The 14,687-nt window shown below is 36.6% G+C and carries 15 protein-coding genes; 13 read left to right on the forward strand and 2 right to left on the reverse strand.

Going from position 1 to position 14,687, the window contains the following annotated elements; all coding sequences use genetic code 11:
- Positions 1 to 39 precede the first annotated feature (39 nt).
- The 8 genes from resA to ACFQZ9_RS19095 all read left to right on the forward strand — a co-directional run bounded on the left by resA (position 40) and on the right by ACFQZ9_RS19095 (position 8,917).
- Positions 40 to 564, forward strand: a complete 525-nt coding sequence (gene resA, locus ACFQZ9_RS19060) for a thiol-disulfide oxidoreductase ResA (RefSeq protein ID WP_198309071.1) — start codon at positions 40 to 42, stop codon at positions 562 to 564.
- Positions 565 to 584: 20 nt separating this feature from the next.
- Positions 585 to 2,216 carry a cytochrome c biogenesis protein ResB gene (gene resB / locus ACFQZ9_RS19065; protein WP_498944929.1) on the forward strand — a complete coding sequence of 544 codons (1,632 nt, stop codon included), beginning with the start codon at positions 585 to 587 and terminating at the stop codon, positions 2,214 to 2,216.
- Positions 2,217 to 3,401 carry a cytochrome C assembly family protein gene (gene ccsB, locus ACFQZ9_RS19070; protein WP_498944930.1) on the forward strand — a complete coding sequence of 395 codons (1,185 nt, stop codon included), beginning with the start codon at positions 2,217 to 2,219 and terminating at the stop codon, positions 3,399 to 3,401.
- A 174-nt stretch (positions 3,402 to 3,575) separates the two neighbouring features.
- Entirely contained in the window at positions 3,576 to 4,292 is a 717-nt protein-coding gene (locus tag ACFQZ9_RS19075; RefSeq protein ID WP_198309068.1) for a response regulator transcription factor, read from the forward strand.
- Positions 4,289 to 6,082, forward strand: coding sequence for an ATP-binding protein (locus ACFQZ9_RS19080; RefSeq protein ID WP_498944931.1), 1,794 nt, complete (start codon positions 4,289 to 4,291; stop codon positions 6,080 to 6,082). Before ACFQZ9_RS19075 ends, ACFQZ9_RS19080 begins: the two co-directional genes overlap by 4 nt.
- A 216-nt stretch (positions 6,083 to 6,298) precedes the next feature.
- Positions 6,299 to 6,850: an RNA polymerase sigma factor SigX gene (gene sigX, locus ACFQZ9_RS19085; protein WP_498944932.1), complete on the forward strand. Its 552-nt coding sequence runs from the start codon at positions 6,299 to 6,301 to the stop codon at positions 6,848 to 6,850.
- On the forward strand, positions 6,825 to 8,009 hold the full coding sequence (locus ACFQZ9_RS19090; protein WP_498944933.1) for an RsiX family anti-sigma factor: 1,185 nt from the start codon (positions 6,825 to 6,827) through the stop codon (positions 8,007 to 8,009). Before sigX ends, ACFQZ9_RS19090 begins: the two co-directional genes overlap by 26 nt.
- Before the next feature lie 170 nt (positions 8,010 to 8,179).
- On the forward strand, positions 8,180 to 8,917 hold the full coding sequence (locus tag ACFQZ9_RS19095; RefSeq protein WP_498944934.1) for a peptidoglycan DD-metalloendopeptidase family protein: 738 nt from the start codon (positions 8,180 to 8,182) through the stop codon (positions 8,915 to 8,917).
- 86 nt (positions 8,918 to 9,003) lie between these two features.
- Here ACFQZ9_RS19095 and ACFQZ9_RS19100 read toward each other — a convergent pair whose 3' ends face one another.
- Complete coding sequence (locus ACFQZ9_RS19100; RefSeq protein WP_026573327.1) at positions 9,004 to 9,252, reverse strand: ferredoxin; 249 nt, start codon at positions 9,250 to 9,252, stop codon at positions 9,004 to 9,006.
- 253 nt (positions 9,253 to 9,505) lie between these two features.
- Here ACFQZ9_RS19100 and ACFQZ9_RS19105 point away from each other — a divergent pair, with 253 nt between their 5' ends.
- The 5 genes from ACFQZ9_RS19105 (at position 9,506) to ACFQZ9_RS19125 (ending at position 13,909) form a co-directional block, all read left to right on the forward strand.
- Positions 9,506 to 10,552: a YpbB family protein gene (locus ACFQZ9_RS19105; RefSeq protein ID WP_498944935.1), complete on the forward strand. Its 1,047-nt coding sequence runs from the start codon at positions 9,506 to 9,508 to the stop codon at positions 10,550 to 10,552.
- The gene (locus ACFQZ9_RS19110) at positions 10,543 to 12,051 is read left to right on the forward strand and encodes a RecQ family ATP-dependent DNA helicase (RefSeq protein ID WP_498944936.1); all 1,509 of its coding nucleotides are present in this window, start codon (positions 10,543 to 10,545) and stop codon (positions 12,049 to 12,051) included. The genes ACFQZ9_RS19105 and ACFQZ9_RS19110 overlap by 10 nt, the downstream gene beginning before the upstream one ends.
- The gene (locus tag ACFQZ9_RS19115; protein WP_198309062.1) at positions 12,048 to 12,650 is read left to right on the forward strand and encodes a CPBP family intramembrane glutamic endopeptidase; all 603 of its coding nucleotides are present in this window, start codon (positions 12,048 to 12,050) and stop codon (positions 12,648 to 12,650) included. Before ACFQZ9_RS19110 ends, ACFQZ9_RS19115 begins: the two co-directional genes overlap by 4 nt.
- Positions 12,647 to 13,360 carry a LysM peptidoglycan-binding domain-containing protein gene (locus ACFQZ9_RS19120; protein WP_498944937.1) on the forward strand — a complete coding sequence of 238 codons (714 nt, stop codon included), beginning with the start codon at positions 12,647 to 12,649 and terminating at the stop codon, positions 13,358 to 13,360. The genes ACFQZ9_RS19115 and ACFQZ9_RS19120 overlap by 4 nt, the downstream gene beginning before the upstream one ends.
- Before the next feature lie 93 nt (positions 13,361 to 13,453).
- Positions 13,454 to 13,909, forward strand: coding sequence for a YpbF family protein (locus tag ACFQZ9_RS19125; RefSeq protein WP_498944938.1), 456 nt, complete (start codon positions 13,454 to 13,456; stop codon positions 13,907 to 13,909).
- Between the two features lie 32 nt (positions 13,910 to 13,941).
- On the opposite strand, the gene cotJC is transcribed toward ACFQZ9_RS19125, so the two are convergent.
- On the reverse strand, positions 13,942 to 14,511 hold the full coding sequence (gene cotJC, locus ACFQZ9_RS19130) for a spore coat protein CotJC (RefSeq protein ID WP_327834453.1): 570 nt from the start codon (positions 14,509 to 14,511) through the stop codon (positions 13,942 to 13,944).
- Between the last annotated feature and the right edge of the window lie 176 nt (positions 14,512 to 14,687).

The raw sequence follows: 14,687 nt of genomic DNA on the forward strand, positions 1-14,687 counted from the left end.
AGACAAACTGCGTCAAAAGGGGTTTCTGGAGGGGTATAAATGAAAAAACGGCGTTTAGTGATGAGAACCATTATACTGCTTGTTCTTGGGTTAGCTGTTGCTTATACGCTATATCAAAATTTAACCAAGGACGATCAGCAAAAAGTAGCAATTGGAAAACCTGCACCGGATTTTGTTTTGACCGATATGCAGGGGAAAAAACATCGTTTATCCGATTATAAAGGACAGGGAGTATTTCTAAATTTCTGGGGAACCTGGTGCAAACCATGTGAAAGAGAAATGCCTTACATAAATAATCAATACCAGCAATTTAAAGACAAAGGTGTACAGGTTCTCGCGGTTGATATTAACGAGTCGAATATTGCCGTAAACCAATTTGCGGACCGCTATAGCCTTGATTTTCCTATCGTCATTGATAAGGATAAACAAGTGATGAACGTCTATGGTATTGATCCGCTTCCAGCGACATTTTTAATTGATAAAGATGGAAATGTAGTAAAATATTTCACTGGTCAATTAACGGAGGACAGGGTAAGGGAATTTATGGAGAAAATTAAACCTTAAGGTTGTTGGGAGTTTTTATCATGAAAGATGTAAAATGTGAATGTGGACATGTGAATCCCCATGGAACCGTGTTGTGTGAAGCGTGCGGAAAGGTATTGGACGAACAGGAGAAAGAAAAACAATTAGTTGACATGCGCTATGAAGGAAGTGCACGCCGCTCGCAAACCTACAATAAAACCTTTATTGACAAAATATGGAACTTTTTCTCTTCCGTAAAGGTAGGGGTGTGGCTTATTGTCATTACCTTAATTGCTTCTGCAGTTGGGACGATTTTTCCACAGGAAGAGTATATACCGCAAATAATGCCGGCAGATGAGTATTATCAGAAGGAATATGGCTGGATGGGGAAATTATATTACCAGCTTGGCTTTAATGATTTATATGGTTCATGGTGGTATTTATTATTGATTGCGATGATTGGGATTTCCTTGGTTATTTGCAGTCTTGACAGGGTTGTGCCTTTATATAAAGCTTTAAAAGCTCAAAATGTTACAAGACATGAAGGTTTTTTAAACCGTCAACGTGTTTTCGGAGTCAATACATCCATTAATACAGATGATTTCACAAAGGTAAAAGAACATTTAAAGGCGAAGCGCTATCATGTTCGTGAAGAAAATGGGGATTTGTTAGCAGAAAAGGGACGGTTTTCCCGCTGGGGCCCATATGTAAACCATGTAGGTTTGATCATTTTTTTAATTGGTGCAATGCTTCGTTTTGTTCCTGGAATGTATATTGATAAATCCTTGTGGATTCGCGAAGGAGAAACAGCTGTCATTCCTGAAACAGATGGTAAATACTATCTGAAGAATGAAAAATTTATTTTACAGCTATATGATAAGGACAAAGACAAAAAATTTAATCAGGCTCTTAATAGAGTCAACCAAGTGGCTAAAAATTATCAATCTAATGTTGTTCTCTACGAAAGAGTCGGCGAAAACATTCCGGGTGAAAAGCCGAAGCTAAAAAAGGTTAAAGACTATGGTATTCGTGTTAATGATCCATTATCCTTTAACGGGTATTCAGTCTATCAGGTCGATTACAAGCTTGATGAACTGCAGTCTATGTCTTTTGCATTGACGAATAAAGCGACCGGAAAATCCTATGGGGATTTAAAAATCAATCTTTATAATCCTAAGCCTGTTTATGATCTTGGTAATGGGTATTCTGTGAAAATTCTAAGCTATTTTCCCGATTTTGAGTTTGAAAAAGGCGGGGAACCTACTACGAAATCGAGAGTTCCCAACAATCCTGCATTTGTGTTTCGAATGATTACACCAGATAAACCAAAAGGGGAAACGAGTTTTGTTGCAATCCGACAAAATATTGAGCCTTTTGGTAATAATAAGTATAAAATGACATTTAGAGGCATCGAAACAAAAAATGTTTCCGGTTTAACAGTTAGAAAGGATTTAACGATTTGGGCCATTATCTTGGGCGGTATTGTTTTTATGATTGGGGTTGTCCAAGGCGCTTATTGGAATCATCGTAGAATCTGGATTCAACATAAAAATGGCGAGGTATGGGTTGCAGCCCATACAAATAAAAACTGGTACGGTCTTAAACGCGAAATGGAAACGGTTTTAGCGGATACACATTTTACCATGCCTGAGGATCAGCTGCAAAAAGATAGGACGGAGAAGGAGGAAGCATAGTTGGTATCACTAAGTAGTAATTTGCTGTTTATTGCTTTTATTCTTTACTTAATTGCTACCTTATTTTATGGGGGAGCGATTAAAGCGAAAAAAAATATAAATGAGAAAAAAGGAACCAATAAGTGGGGGAAAATTGCTGTAACTTTAACGATTATTGGTTTCATCTCTCAATTGGGTTACTTTATTCTAAGATGGATTGCTTCTGGACATGCACCAGTAAGTAATATGTTTGAGTTTACAACCTTTTTTGGTATGGCTCTTGTCGGGGCATTTATTGTTATCTTTTTTATTTACCGAGCCGTCCTTCTTGGATTGTTTACCATGCCAGTAGCTATTCTAGTCATTGCTTACGCAAGTATGTTTCCGCGTGATATAACGCCATTAATACCAGCATTACAAAGTTATTGGCTCTATATCCATGTGACCACAGCTGCAATTGGTGAAGCGATCTTAGCCATTAGCTTTGCGGCAGGTTTAATCTATCTTGTAAAGGCGGTTAATCAATCGAAATCTAGTAAACAAACCTTTTGGCTTGAAATTGTCATGTTTGGGCTTGTTACCACATTGGGATTTGTTTTAGTTTCTTCCGTTTTTTCAGGAATCGGTTATCATGAGAAATTCAACTGGGTTGATAAAAATAAAAATCAGGTGCAAGTTGAATACACAATGCCTGCTGTTATTGGGCCTCATAAGGGAGAATTAGTAACAAAGAGTGGTTTTGAACCAGTTGTAGAAATGCCGGCAATGATCAATGCTAAAAAAATGAACACGGTTATGTGGTCCTTTGTTGGGGGACTGATTCTTTACGGTATCATTCGCTTAGTGCTTCGAAAACGGATTGCTGCAGCACTTCAGCCGTTTGTAAGAAATATTAAGCTCGATTTTGTTGACGAAATTAGCTATCGTTCTGTATTAATCGGTTTTCCTGTATTTACACTGGGTGCTCTCATTTTTGCAATGATTTGGGCGCAGGTCGCATGGACAAGATTCTGGGGCTGGGACCCGAAGGAAGTATGGGCTCTAATTACTTGGTTATTCTATGCCGCCTTTTTACATCTCCGTCTGTCAAAAGGCTGGCATGGTGAAAAATCAGCATGGCTTGCAGTCATTGGCTTTGTAATTATCATGTTTAATCTTGTAGCGGTTAACTTAGTAATTGCAGGTCTTCATTCATATGCTGGCTAATAAATAAAAATTAGATTTAATCTTATAGCCTTCACGATTGGTTAGTGAAGGCTATTTTTAATAATAATTATTATACCTTGTCATAATTTTGACACTTTTAGGAAAGCATTTCTTTTGAAAATATAGCAAAATATAAACTCATTTTGTAAAATAACAACATGGGGGGATTATTTAATGGAAAAAGACGTGAAAATCTTAGTTGTAGATGATGAGGAAAGAATTCGCCGACTTTTAAAAATGTATTTAGAGCGTGAAAATTATATGATTGACGAAGCTGAAGATGGAGAAGAAGCTTTGTCTAAAGCGATAGAGAATGATTATGACGTAATTCTTCTTGACCTTATGATGCCTGGTAAGGATGGTATTGAGGTCTGCCGTGAACTGCGGGAAAAGAAAGCGACCCCTGTCATTATGTTAACGGCAAAAGGTGAAGAGATCAATCGAGTGCAAGGCTTCGAGGTTGGGACAGATGACTATATTGTAAAACCTTTTAGCCCTAGGGAAGTTGTCCTGCGTGTAAAAGCTTTATTAAGAAGATCGTCGCAAACAACTTATTTACAAACCGAAACGACCACAAAAGACGTTATTGTATTTCCATTTTTAACAATTGATAATGATGCACATAGAGTGACTGCAGAGGGAAAAGAAGTTAGTTTAACACCAAAAGAGTATGAATTACTTTATTTCCTAGCAAAAGCTCCCGATAAAGTTTTTGACCGAGAACAATTATTAAAAGAAGTATGGCATTATGAATTTTTTGGAGATTTGAGGACGGTGGATACTCACGTAAAACGTCTTCGAGAGAAATTAAACAAAGTATCTGAACAGGCTGCCAGAATGATTGTAACCGTTTGGGGTGTCGGATATAAATTCGAGGTTGTAAATGGATGACCTTTCTACGAAGTGTAGTAGGTAAACTTTGGATTACCATTCTATTACTGGTGTCAGTTGTACTGTTTATTTTAACAGTGATGCTCCTCGAATTTTTTCAAAACCAAAACATTCTTGAAACAAAGGATAAATTAACCCATTCTGCAGAAAAAATTGCCCGTGTATTGGAAGAGCATCCAAATGATCAATTTTCGCTTGCATTGGAGATATCATGGGAAATAATCGATGACGTTACAAAAGTAATCATTGTTAAAAATGATCATGAGATTTACTACTCACCAAATACAAAAAAAGCAACGAAATTGACCATTACGGATATTAAAAAAGACACTGAATTGGCAAAGGTTTTTAAAGAAAATAAAACGGTAGAAAAGATTTCGGATTTTGCGGGAGACCAAAGTGACGATAATCAAGAGGCGAGCTATTCCATTATTGGAGTGCCGCTTCATTTACCAAATGGAAAAATGGGCGCAGTTTTCATCTATCAGTCCTTAAAGGACATGCAGGAAACAACCCATTCGACAACACGATTTATTTTACTTGTCGCTGGAGTTGCTATTATCTTAACTACTATATTTGCATTCTTTTTATCAACGCGAATTACAGCGCCACTGCGAAAGATGCGAGAGGCGGCATTTGAAGTCGCGAGAGGGAAGTTTGATACAAAGGTTCCAATACTCACCCATGATGAAATTGGTGAGTTAGCAACGGCTTTTAATCAGATGGGAAGACAATTAAAATTCAACATGAATGCACTTAACCAAGAAAAAGAACAGCTTGCAAGCATCCTGAGCAGTATGGCAGATGGGGTTATTACCTTTAATCGTGATGGAACCATCTTAATTACCAATCCGCCTGCAGACCGGTTTCTTCAATACTGGTACTATGAAAAAGGTCTATCGTCCCATTCAGAGGCAATTCCGTCGAAAGTTATGGAACTTTTCCAACAAGCTGTTGATACCGAAAAAGAGAAAATTGGTGAAATTTCTCTTCAGGGCCGGCATTGGGTCATATTAGTTAGTCCGCTATACAGCAACCGGTTTATACGGGGGGCTGTCGCGGTTTTGCGTGATATGACGGAAGAACGGCTGCTTGAAAAAATGCGAAGAGATTTTATTGCTAATGTATCACATGAACTAAGAACACCTATTTCGATGCTACAGGGGTATAGTGAAGCAATTGTCGATGATATTGCGGAAACACAGGAAGAGAAAAAAGAGATGGCAAAAGTAATCTATGACGAATCATTAAGAATGGGACGCCTTGTGAATGAACTTCTTGATTTAGCAAGGATGGAAGCGGGACATATTCAATTAACGATAGAGGAAGTTAATCTTTCTTCATTTATAAATAGGATTATTCATAAATTCCAAGGTCTTGCTAAAGATCATGAAATCTTATTAAGTTCAAATATCGGAAATATAGTCAGTCCAATTTCTTTCGACCCAGATCGCATTGAACAGGTGTTAACCAATCTGATTGATAATGCCATCAGGCATACCCCAAAGGATGGAAGAGTTACATTAAAAGTTTCCGAGGAGAATAATAGAATTGTCATGGAAGTTGCTGATTCAGGTTCTGGTATTCCTGAGGAGGATTTACCGTTCGTTTTTGAACGTTTTTATAAGGCGGATAAAGCCCGTACTCGTGGAAGATCTGGGACTGGGTTAGGACTTGCTATTGCCAAGAATATTATTGAAGCCCATCGCGGACATATTTCCGTTCATAGTAAAATCGGTCAAGGAACGACATTTTCCTTCTTCCTTCCCCAAAAACAGGGAAGAGAGTGAATATTTTGACGATTGTTCTTGATACACAAGAAACATTTCAACTCATCCAATCAAAAATGGATGAGTTTTTTGTTTCGAAAAATTATTTTAACAGAATTGTAATAGGTATTAACCTCTACGAAATTCCTTCCATTTTTACGGGAAAAAGTCTATATTTAATAATGAAACTTTTTATACATAAATGTCGACTAATCTTTTGAACGGGGAGGGGAATAGATGGACTCCGTTTTCGATGAGTTATATCATAAATACCATCATGACGTATTTCAATTTCTATTTTATATGGTTAGAAATAAAGAACATGCCGAGGATCTTGTCCAAGAGGTCTATATTCGCGTATATAAATCTTATAGCCATTTTGAGGGGAAAAGCAGTGAAAAGACATGGCTATATTCAATTGCCAGAAATGTTGCCATCGACTTTTTCCGTAAGCAAAAAGGCTGGAAGGACCGTTTATTAGAAAAGTTTGATTGGTCAACAAGCCAAGTGAGGGACGAATACCCTATTCCGGAGGAGATAACGGTTCAAAAAGAAGAAATCATGAGTGTATACCAATGTTTGGAATATTGCACTGTCGATCAAAGAGCTGTTATTATTCTTCGTTATATCCATGATTTATCAATTGCAGAGACCGCCGAAACACTTGGCTGGACGGAAAGCAAGGTCAAAACTACCCAGCACCGTTCCTTAAAGATTTTAAAGAAACAGATGGATTTACTTTCTGAAAAGGAGGGATTAAAAAGTGAAAAAGTCAGAGTGGAGCGATAAGCAGCTCGAAGAACTACTACGGCAAATGCCTAAAATAAAAGATGATCGCAATCCTCGTGACATTTACCAAAACCTTTCTTTAAAAAGGCGGAAGAAGCCAGCTTGGATTTTACCCGCAATAGCTTCAGCAGCAGCAGTACTGCTCATCGTAATTTTAATTCCTAAAATCCTTGTTGGTAATCAGATTCCCATGAATCAAGCAGATGAAAAATCCAGCAAAAAAATGGAACTTTTATCAGATAAACAAGAAAAGACAATTGAGATGAAAAAAGGCGAATCTTCTTCGAAAGCATTGGATTCATCAGGGACAGAGAAGTATGAACTTATGAGAGGGATGAATCCGAATACAGCTGCTTATGAAGGGGATGTTGGAAATAGAAAGGTTTTAACCTATTGGATACCAGACCATCAAGGTCAAATTTTGATTCCTGTTTCCACAATCGTGAATCGAAAGAATAAGCAATCATGGATGAGCCTATTCAATGAAAATATGGTTCAGTTAAAAGAGGAAAAATGGGGGTTAAGTGATTTTTACCCTATGAATGCAACGCTATCCTTAAATGAAAAGGGCGATAGTGTGAATGTAGACGTTCCGAAAGACCATCCATATGGCCAAGGGGCAAATGAAACTATTTTTGTAAACGCAATAAAAAAGGATATTTCCACGAACAGTAATGTAAAAAGAATAAGATTTTCAACCAATCGTCAACCCGGCATTGAATTAGGTAATTATGGTCATTTGGAAGAACTTAATGCTGAAAATGAAAGGCAAAGGGCTTTTTTCCTTTATGTTCCCAAAAATCAGGATAAACCTTTTTTAGTTCCCTCACAAGGACAATATAATACCTTACAAGCGGCATTTGTGGCAATGAAAAAGGATCAATCTGAAGGGGGATTAAAGGCTTCTATTTTACCTGCAATAAAATTTAAGAAGATGTTAATAAGAAAGAATACCCTACTTCTAACACTAAAAGAAAAATCAATGCTGGAGGATTCACAGAATACGATTTATTCGATTGAGGCTTTATTATTAACGGCAAAAGAGTTTGGAATAAAATCCGTTTTCATACTTAATGCGCCATTAAAACGAGTAGGCAACTTTGATTTAACAAAAGAAATTAAGGTGCCCCTGGCGCCCAATTTACGGTCTACACCTTAATGTATTAAAGATCAACCCAATAGGTTGATCTTTTTCAATGTATAAAAAGATAAACCAATCCAAATTATAACAAGTATGCTTTACCATTCCTCTCACAAGGAGGTTCTAAATGGAATCTAAATAACATATGGTGTGTTGGAGAGGAACAGATTTAAGGAGGAAAGTTAGTAATGTTGGATTATGTTAAAAGGTTTTTGATTGCAGCTATTTTGGCGGTTTGTGTCAGTTTGTTATTTTTAGGGGGAAGGCATACTGAAGCTAGCATGCTAAAGGCAAATGAAGTAAAAATTGATTGGATTTGGCCTGCAGATGGTGTTATTTCTGATACATATGGAACAAGATTTGGGAAACATAAAGGGATTGATATAGCAGGTAAATTAAATTCTCCTGTTTTAGCTGTTGACGATGGAGTAGTGGTCAAATCCTACTACTCTAATACATATGGAAATGTGGTTTTTATTAAACACCCAAATCAATTGGTTACCGTTTATGCTCATTTACTACAGCGTTTTGTAACAGAAGGACAAGCTGTCAAACAAGGAAAAATGCTTGGGAAAATGGGTAGAACGGGGCAGGCTACTGGTGTTCACCTTCATTTTGAAACACATGAATCAGCCTGGACCTATGATAAAAAAAATGCTTTTGATCCTGAAAGGCTATTAGGAAAGGCTGAGGTAGGCGAAAACGTCCAAGGGGGGATTGCAAGCAGTCGGGACAGTATCGTAGCCGCAAGCTCAAATTACCTGCGTGAATCCCGGGTAAATGTATATCAATATATTGTCAAGAAAGGTGACACCTTGACCTCGATTGCCAAAAAAAGAAACCTTTCCATTGAAAAAATTAAAAATCTGAATCAGCTTAAATCAGATTTAATTAAACCAAAACAAATATTGATTGTTCCGGAATAAAAAAACCCGCAAACCAGCGGGTTTTTTCATGCATAAAACCCTCTCTGTTCTAGAGAGGGTTAGTAGCTTAACCAATGTTAACTGGTTTATTCAAATTTAGTTGGATTGCCATCGAATGGCTCTTCAGCAACTTTAATTGAATCAGTTGGACAGCCTTCAAATGCATCCATCATGTCATCGATTAATACATCCGGAATTTCAACAATCCCTTCGTTATCGTCAAGAGTTACAAATGCAATGCCTTCATCATCATAATCATAAATGTCTGGTGCAGCTGCTCCACAAGCACCACAAGCAATGCAAGTCTCTTTGTCAACAATTGTGTACTTCGCCATGAAAAAAAACCTCCCAAAAAATAACAAAAATTAATATTACTCTTTTCCACTATAAATGGAAAAGCATTTCTCATTCCTATTGTAAAACTGTATGTGTAACTTTTCAATAGAAAAATGGTTACAAATCAATGGCTGTTTTAGCATGCCCAATATTCTTCAACATTTTCATGAAACCAGATTGTTCATTTCATGGTAGAATATAAAAGAAAAATGACTAAAATTGTCGACGAATTCAAAAAAGTGGTGGAGCCGGATGCAATCCTTAGAAAACATTATTCTTTATTGCCTAAAGCAATTAAATGGGGAACGGACCATTTATTCCATTTACCATCTGTTAAATGGAAAAAAAACATCACAAACCATCCAAGATGCACACCTATATTCACTTAAAGGATTTTTTAGGATTATTGAACCTTTTCCAAGAGAATCCTTTGATATCATTATTCAAAGGCTTCTTGAAGCAGGATGGATTAATCCGAGTGGTGACCATCACTTTTTACTTACATCCACCGGTGAACTTCATTTGAAAAATCATCCCTTGCCTTGCTATTTGAAAGGCTGGGAATATCAACACTTTTCTTATCCTGTTTGGGAAAGACTTTCCTTACTTGTTCAGGTTATTTCCAATCTAGTTCATCAAGAAAGCCGCTATATTCCTATACAAAAAAACAAAGATACTCATTTATGGTTGAAAGCGGTTGTAAAAAAATTTAAACATTCTCGAGATGACTTAGGAAAATTGCTTTTTTTAGAATTAACTGATGTCTTTGAAACATCGCCGGACATTAATCCGGATGTACTGATATATCGATTAACTGGTTATCGGCAAATTGGTTTAACAGCAGGACAAAACGCAAAAATGTTAAATATGGAAAACCTTGAGTATCATATTGAATTTATCAATATCATTCATTATTTAATCCAAACGATTGAGGCCAATTTTGAACGTTATCCACTTTTATCATCCATTTTTCATGGACTTAGGAAAAATGATTCGTTAACGATCTCTGCACGTAAAACTTGGGACTTATTGAAAAAAGGGTATAGCATCGATGAAATTGTACAGCTGCGCCATTTAAAACAAAGTACAATTGAAGATCATCTTGTGGAATTTGCCTTAAATATAGATGATTTTTCAATCGAAAGATATGTGGATAAAGAATTGCAGAATAAAATCATGAATCTTGCTTTTCAATTACACACAAGGCAGTTGAAAATAATCAGGAATAGTTTGACCCAGGCAAGTTATTTTCAAATTCGCCTTGTGTTGGCAAAGTATGGTGAATTGCAATGGAATTAGAAACATTATTAAAAAAGCATTTTGGATTTGATACTTTTAAAAAGGGACAAAAGGAAGTTATTTCATCGATTTTAGCCGGCAATGATACTTTAGGTATTCTTCCTACCGGTACGGGAAAATCTCTTTGCTACCAGTTCCCAGGATATGTCCTAAACGGACAAATTATTATTATATCGCCGCTTTTATCGCTTATGCAGGATCAGGTTGAACAGTTAATGCAGATGGGTGAAAAACGAGTAGTAGCCTTAAATTCCTTTCTTTCCCCTGAAGAGCGAAAAAATGTTCTACAAAACCTAAGAAAATACAAGTATATTTTTATTTCACCGGAAATGCTCGGCATTGATTTTATGATTCGTAAACTTCAAGAGCTTTCAATTTCGCTATTTGTTATTGATGAGGCACATTGTATTTCCCAATGGGGTTATGATTTTCGACCTGATTACTCAAGAATAGGTTATATTAGAAAGAAATTAGGGAATCCCCTTACGCTTGCTCTCACTGCAACTGCTACCAAGAAGGTCAAGGAAGATATCGTCCAATCCCTGAATCTTCAAGAGGTTGAAATAATTGAGTCCACAGTTGATCGCCCAAATATTGCCTATTATGTAGAAAAAATAGCAGATATCTCTGAAAAACAACGGCGGGTGCTAGAGCTCGTTTCAGAACTGCAAACACCAGGTATAATTTATTTTTCAAGTAAAAAAGCTGCAGAAAAAATGGTGTCCTATTTGGTGGAGAATGGTGTAGCAAAAGTAATGGCTTACCACGGTGGGCTGGATCACGAGCAGAGAATTTTAATACAACAGCAATTTATTTACGGTCAACTAGATGTCATCTGTGCTACGAGTGCATTTGGAATGGGAGTAAATAAAGAAAATATTAGGTTTATTATACACTTTCATATGCCCATGCAGCTTGAGTCGTATCTTCAGGAAATCGGCAGGGCAGGGAGAGACGGTTTACCAAGTATTGCGATATTTTTATACTCCCCTTGGGATGAACAGCTTCCGTTACAGCTCGCAGAAGGAGAACTTCCTTCAGAACAGCAGCTGGACTGGCTGTTCACCAGGATAAGACAAGATTTTAATACTTATCCGGATTTTTCAGATAAGAGTCATCAATTAATGGAAAATGGTGGATTTTCGGAAATTCAGTGGCGAATCATTCAAACCTTCATTAAGCAATACAAGGAAGTAACAGGACCGGATGAATTAAAGGGAATCATATCGGATTATGTAATGGAAAGACGAACATTTAAAAAAAGTAATATTTATCTAATGAAAAAATGGGTGGAAACCGACACTTGCAGAAGGGAATTTATTTTAAACTATTTTGAGGAGACACCGATTCCAAACAAGGTAAAGCCTTGTTGTGATTGTTGTGGGATGGACCTTTTCAATTATCAATCCTTTGATAAAAAGGATTCTAAGGACAAAAACCAAAAGAAGTGGAAAGAATATCTTGAGAAAATTTTAATCAATAGTGAGATGAGTGAATGAAAAATAAGTATAATGATTTAATCAGGGGGTTAACAGATCGAGAATTACTATTCCATCTGTATATGACTCAAATTATTCTATTAACCATTTCAATTATTTTAGGTATTTTATTATTTGATCATTTTTCTTTTTTAAGCTATTTCCGCTTGAATGACATTAGGATTGTCAATATAGGCCTGCCCGCTGGAATCCTGGTTGTAATCGTAGATATTATCTTAATGAAATGGCTGCCATCTTCTTTTTATGACGATGGCGGGCTCAATGAGCGGATATTTAAAAATAAAAATATACTTCAAATTATCTGGATTGCTGCACTTGTGGCTTTTAGTGAGGAATTATTATTCAGGGGGATTATTCAAACAAAGATTGGATTGATTTTTGCAAGTGTTATTTTTGCCGTGATTCACTATCGGTATCTATTTAATTGGTATTTATTTTCTAATATAGTATTGTTAAGCTTTTTTATTGGATTTATATATGAGTGGACAAATAATTTTGCGGTTACAATTGTGATGCATTTCATAATCGATTTTCTATTGGGGATGTATATAAAAATTAGACAGAAGAAGTATGACGAATGGGAAGGGGACGCACCATGAATCCAGAGGAACCATATCGAGATCAGGCTGAGCGATTAAAACGCCGAATTGAAAAAATAAATGAAAAGCCGGAAAATGGAGAACGTTTACCTCCAAGAGGCCAGCTTCACCGTCAAAAACCGAAGAAAACCAAGGTAAAATTAAAATATCCGATAATCCGACTATTGGTTTTATTGTTTATCCTTCTCCCAATCACCTGTTTCAGCATCATTTCTTACTATCATGGAAAAAAGATAAACGGAGCAGAGAAAGTCTCAGGGAATCAATCAGGGTTTGAATCCATCAAACTGGAAACGTCACAGCAAGATAAAGAGGCTGATTCGAACATTTCCGAGTCTGAAAAGCAGGAATTAAAAAAAGATAGTAGTGACTCAACCACTAAAAGTGACGATAATAAAACGGAACCAGCATCCAGCCAGTTGCCGGAAAAAAGTGAAGAGCCCAAAAAACCTGAACAGAACACAACAGTTGAGCGTCAAACTGGGCAAAATGAAATGGAAAAAAATAAAACTGATCAGCCTAAAACGGCTGCTCCGGCTGAGAAAAGTAAATTAGTTTATCATACCGTTCAACCAAAGGAAACACTCTTTAGAATTGCGATGAACTATTATCATTCTAAGTCAGGGATTAACATCATTCGAGATGCGAATCATCTTCAGAATAATCAAATTTATACGGGACAAGTTCTAAAAATCCCATTAAATAACTAACCAATCAGAGAAAAACTGATTGGTTTTTTAATATTTCAAACATAAATGGAAGGACAAGTTCATATTGTTATAAAGAGAAATGGAGGGGATGAATTGGATACTCCAATCCTTAAATTACAATATACTGATGAAACCACGAAACAAATTCTTGAAAATGTCCGAAAAAGAAAGAAAAAGTTTGACGATGCAAAAAAACTGCATAATTACTGGATCATGGCAACCCTTGTCGTGTCATTTATATATCTGTATTACTTCTATATTACGATAGGAAAACAATATTCTTATTCCTTTTTTGCCATGTTTTCTGTTTCAGTCAGCGATTTAAAAAATTTAATTTTATTAGCCATGACCATCTTAATGTATGGATGGATGAATGTATTAAAGCAAAAAAAAGACAAGTTCGAAAAAGAATATCATGATTTACGATGTGAAATTGTAGACAGAAGTAAGGATTTATGGAAAAAGGAAGAACAATGGAAAAATCGCCATGTTGATTTTGAAATCATAAAAAAAACCTATGACATTAATCTTTATCATGCGAAAAAATAAGAAGCAGCCAATAGGCTTGCTTCTTATCTAGATTAGAAAATCTTCTTACGGTCACGTTCTTCTTTAAGGATTTCTACTGCTTCTCGGAAACGTTGGGAGTGTACAATTTCCCGTTCACGCAGAAATCGAAGACTGTCGTTAATATCCGGGTCATCACTTAAATTAATTAACCATTGATAGGTAGCCCGGGCTTTTTCTTCTGCAGCAATGTCTTCGTACAAATCTGCAATGGGATCTCCTTTTGCTTGGATATATTGAGTGGTAAAAGGTATCCCTGCAGCATTATGGTAGAATAATGCCCCGTCGTGATCCGCATAATGGCCACTGAGCCCGGCTGCTTTTAATTGTTCAGGTGTGGCATCTTTTGTTAGTTTATACACCATTGTGGCAATCATTTCGAGATGGGCAAATTCCTCTGTTCCAATATCTGTTAAAAGGCCAATTACTTTATCAGGAATGGTATACCGTTGATTTAAGTATCTTAAGGCAGCAGCTAATTCCCCATCAGCGCCTCCGTATTGTTCAATTAAGTACTTTGCTAATGTTGGATTACAGGTACTTACTTTTACGGGGTATTGCAATTTTTTCTCATAAATCCACATGTAATCACCCTCCTCATGTGCTGAAATTGGTTATCACTTTGAACTTAGATCACTATCTAGCTCCAGCGTAAATTGCTATCCTAATAGTAAGTCATCAACAAATTTGCTTAAAGTGCTCCTGCGCCATAGCATATTCGAAGAAGCTGCTGTTCAGCTCGTCGCAAAGCTGCATGAAG

The sequence above is a fragment of the Neobacillus sp. GCM10027624 genome (assembly GCF_042675345.1).
GTDB lineage: Bacteria > Bacillota > Bacilli > Bacillales > Cytobacillaceae > Neobacillus > Neobacillus cucumis_D.

Coding starts and splice junctions, on each gene's coding strand:
- resA (WP_198309071.1), top strand. CDS start 40: ATGAAAAAACGGCGTTTAGTGATGAGAACCATTATACTGCTTGTTCTT.
- resB (WP_498944929.1), top strand. CDS start 585: ATGAAAGATGTAAAATGTGAATGTGGACATGTGAATCCCCATGGAACC.
- ACFQZ9_RS19075 (WP_198309068.1), top strand. CDS start 3,576: ATGGAAAAAGACGTGAAAATCTTAGTTGTAGATGATGAGGAAAGAATT.
- ACFQZ9_RS19080 (WP_498944931.1), top strand. CDS start 4,289: ATGACCTTTCTACGAAGTGTAGTAGGTAAACTTTGGATTACCATTCTA.
- sigX (WP_498944932.1), top strand. CDS start 6,299: ATGGACTCCGTTTTCGATGAGTTATATCATAAATACCATCATGACGTA.
- ACFQZ9_RS19095 (WP_498944934.1), top strand. CDS start 8,180: ATGTTGGATTATGTTAAAAGGTTTTTGATTGCAGCTATTTTGGCGGTT.
- ACFQZ9_RS19100 (WP_026573327.1), bottom strand. CDS start 9,252: ATGGCGAAGTACACAATTGTTGACAAAGAGACTTGCATTGCTTGTGGT.
- ACFQZ9_RS19105 (WP_498944935.1), top strand. CDS start 9,506: ATGCAATCCTTAGAAAACATTATTCTTTATTGCCTAAAGCAATTAAAT.
- ACFQZ9_RS19110 (WP_498944936.1), top strand. CDS start 10,543: ATGGAATTAGAAACATTATTAAAAAAGCATTTTGGATTTGATACTTTT.
- ACFQZ9_RS19115 (WP_198309062.1), top strand. CDS start 12,048: ATGAAAAATAAGTATAATGATTTAATCAGGGGGTTAACAGATCGAGAA.
- ACFQZ9_RS19120 (WP_498944937.1), top strand. CDS start 12,647: ATGAATCCAGAGGAACCATATCGAGATCAGGCTGAGCGATTAAAACGC.
- cotJC (WP_327834453.1), bottom strand. CDS start 14,511: ATGTGGATTTATGAGAAAAAATTGCAATACCCCGTAAAAGTAAGTACC.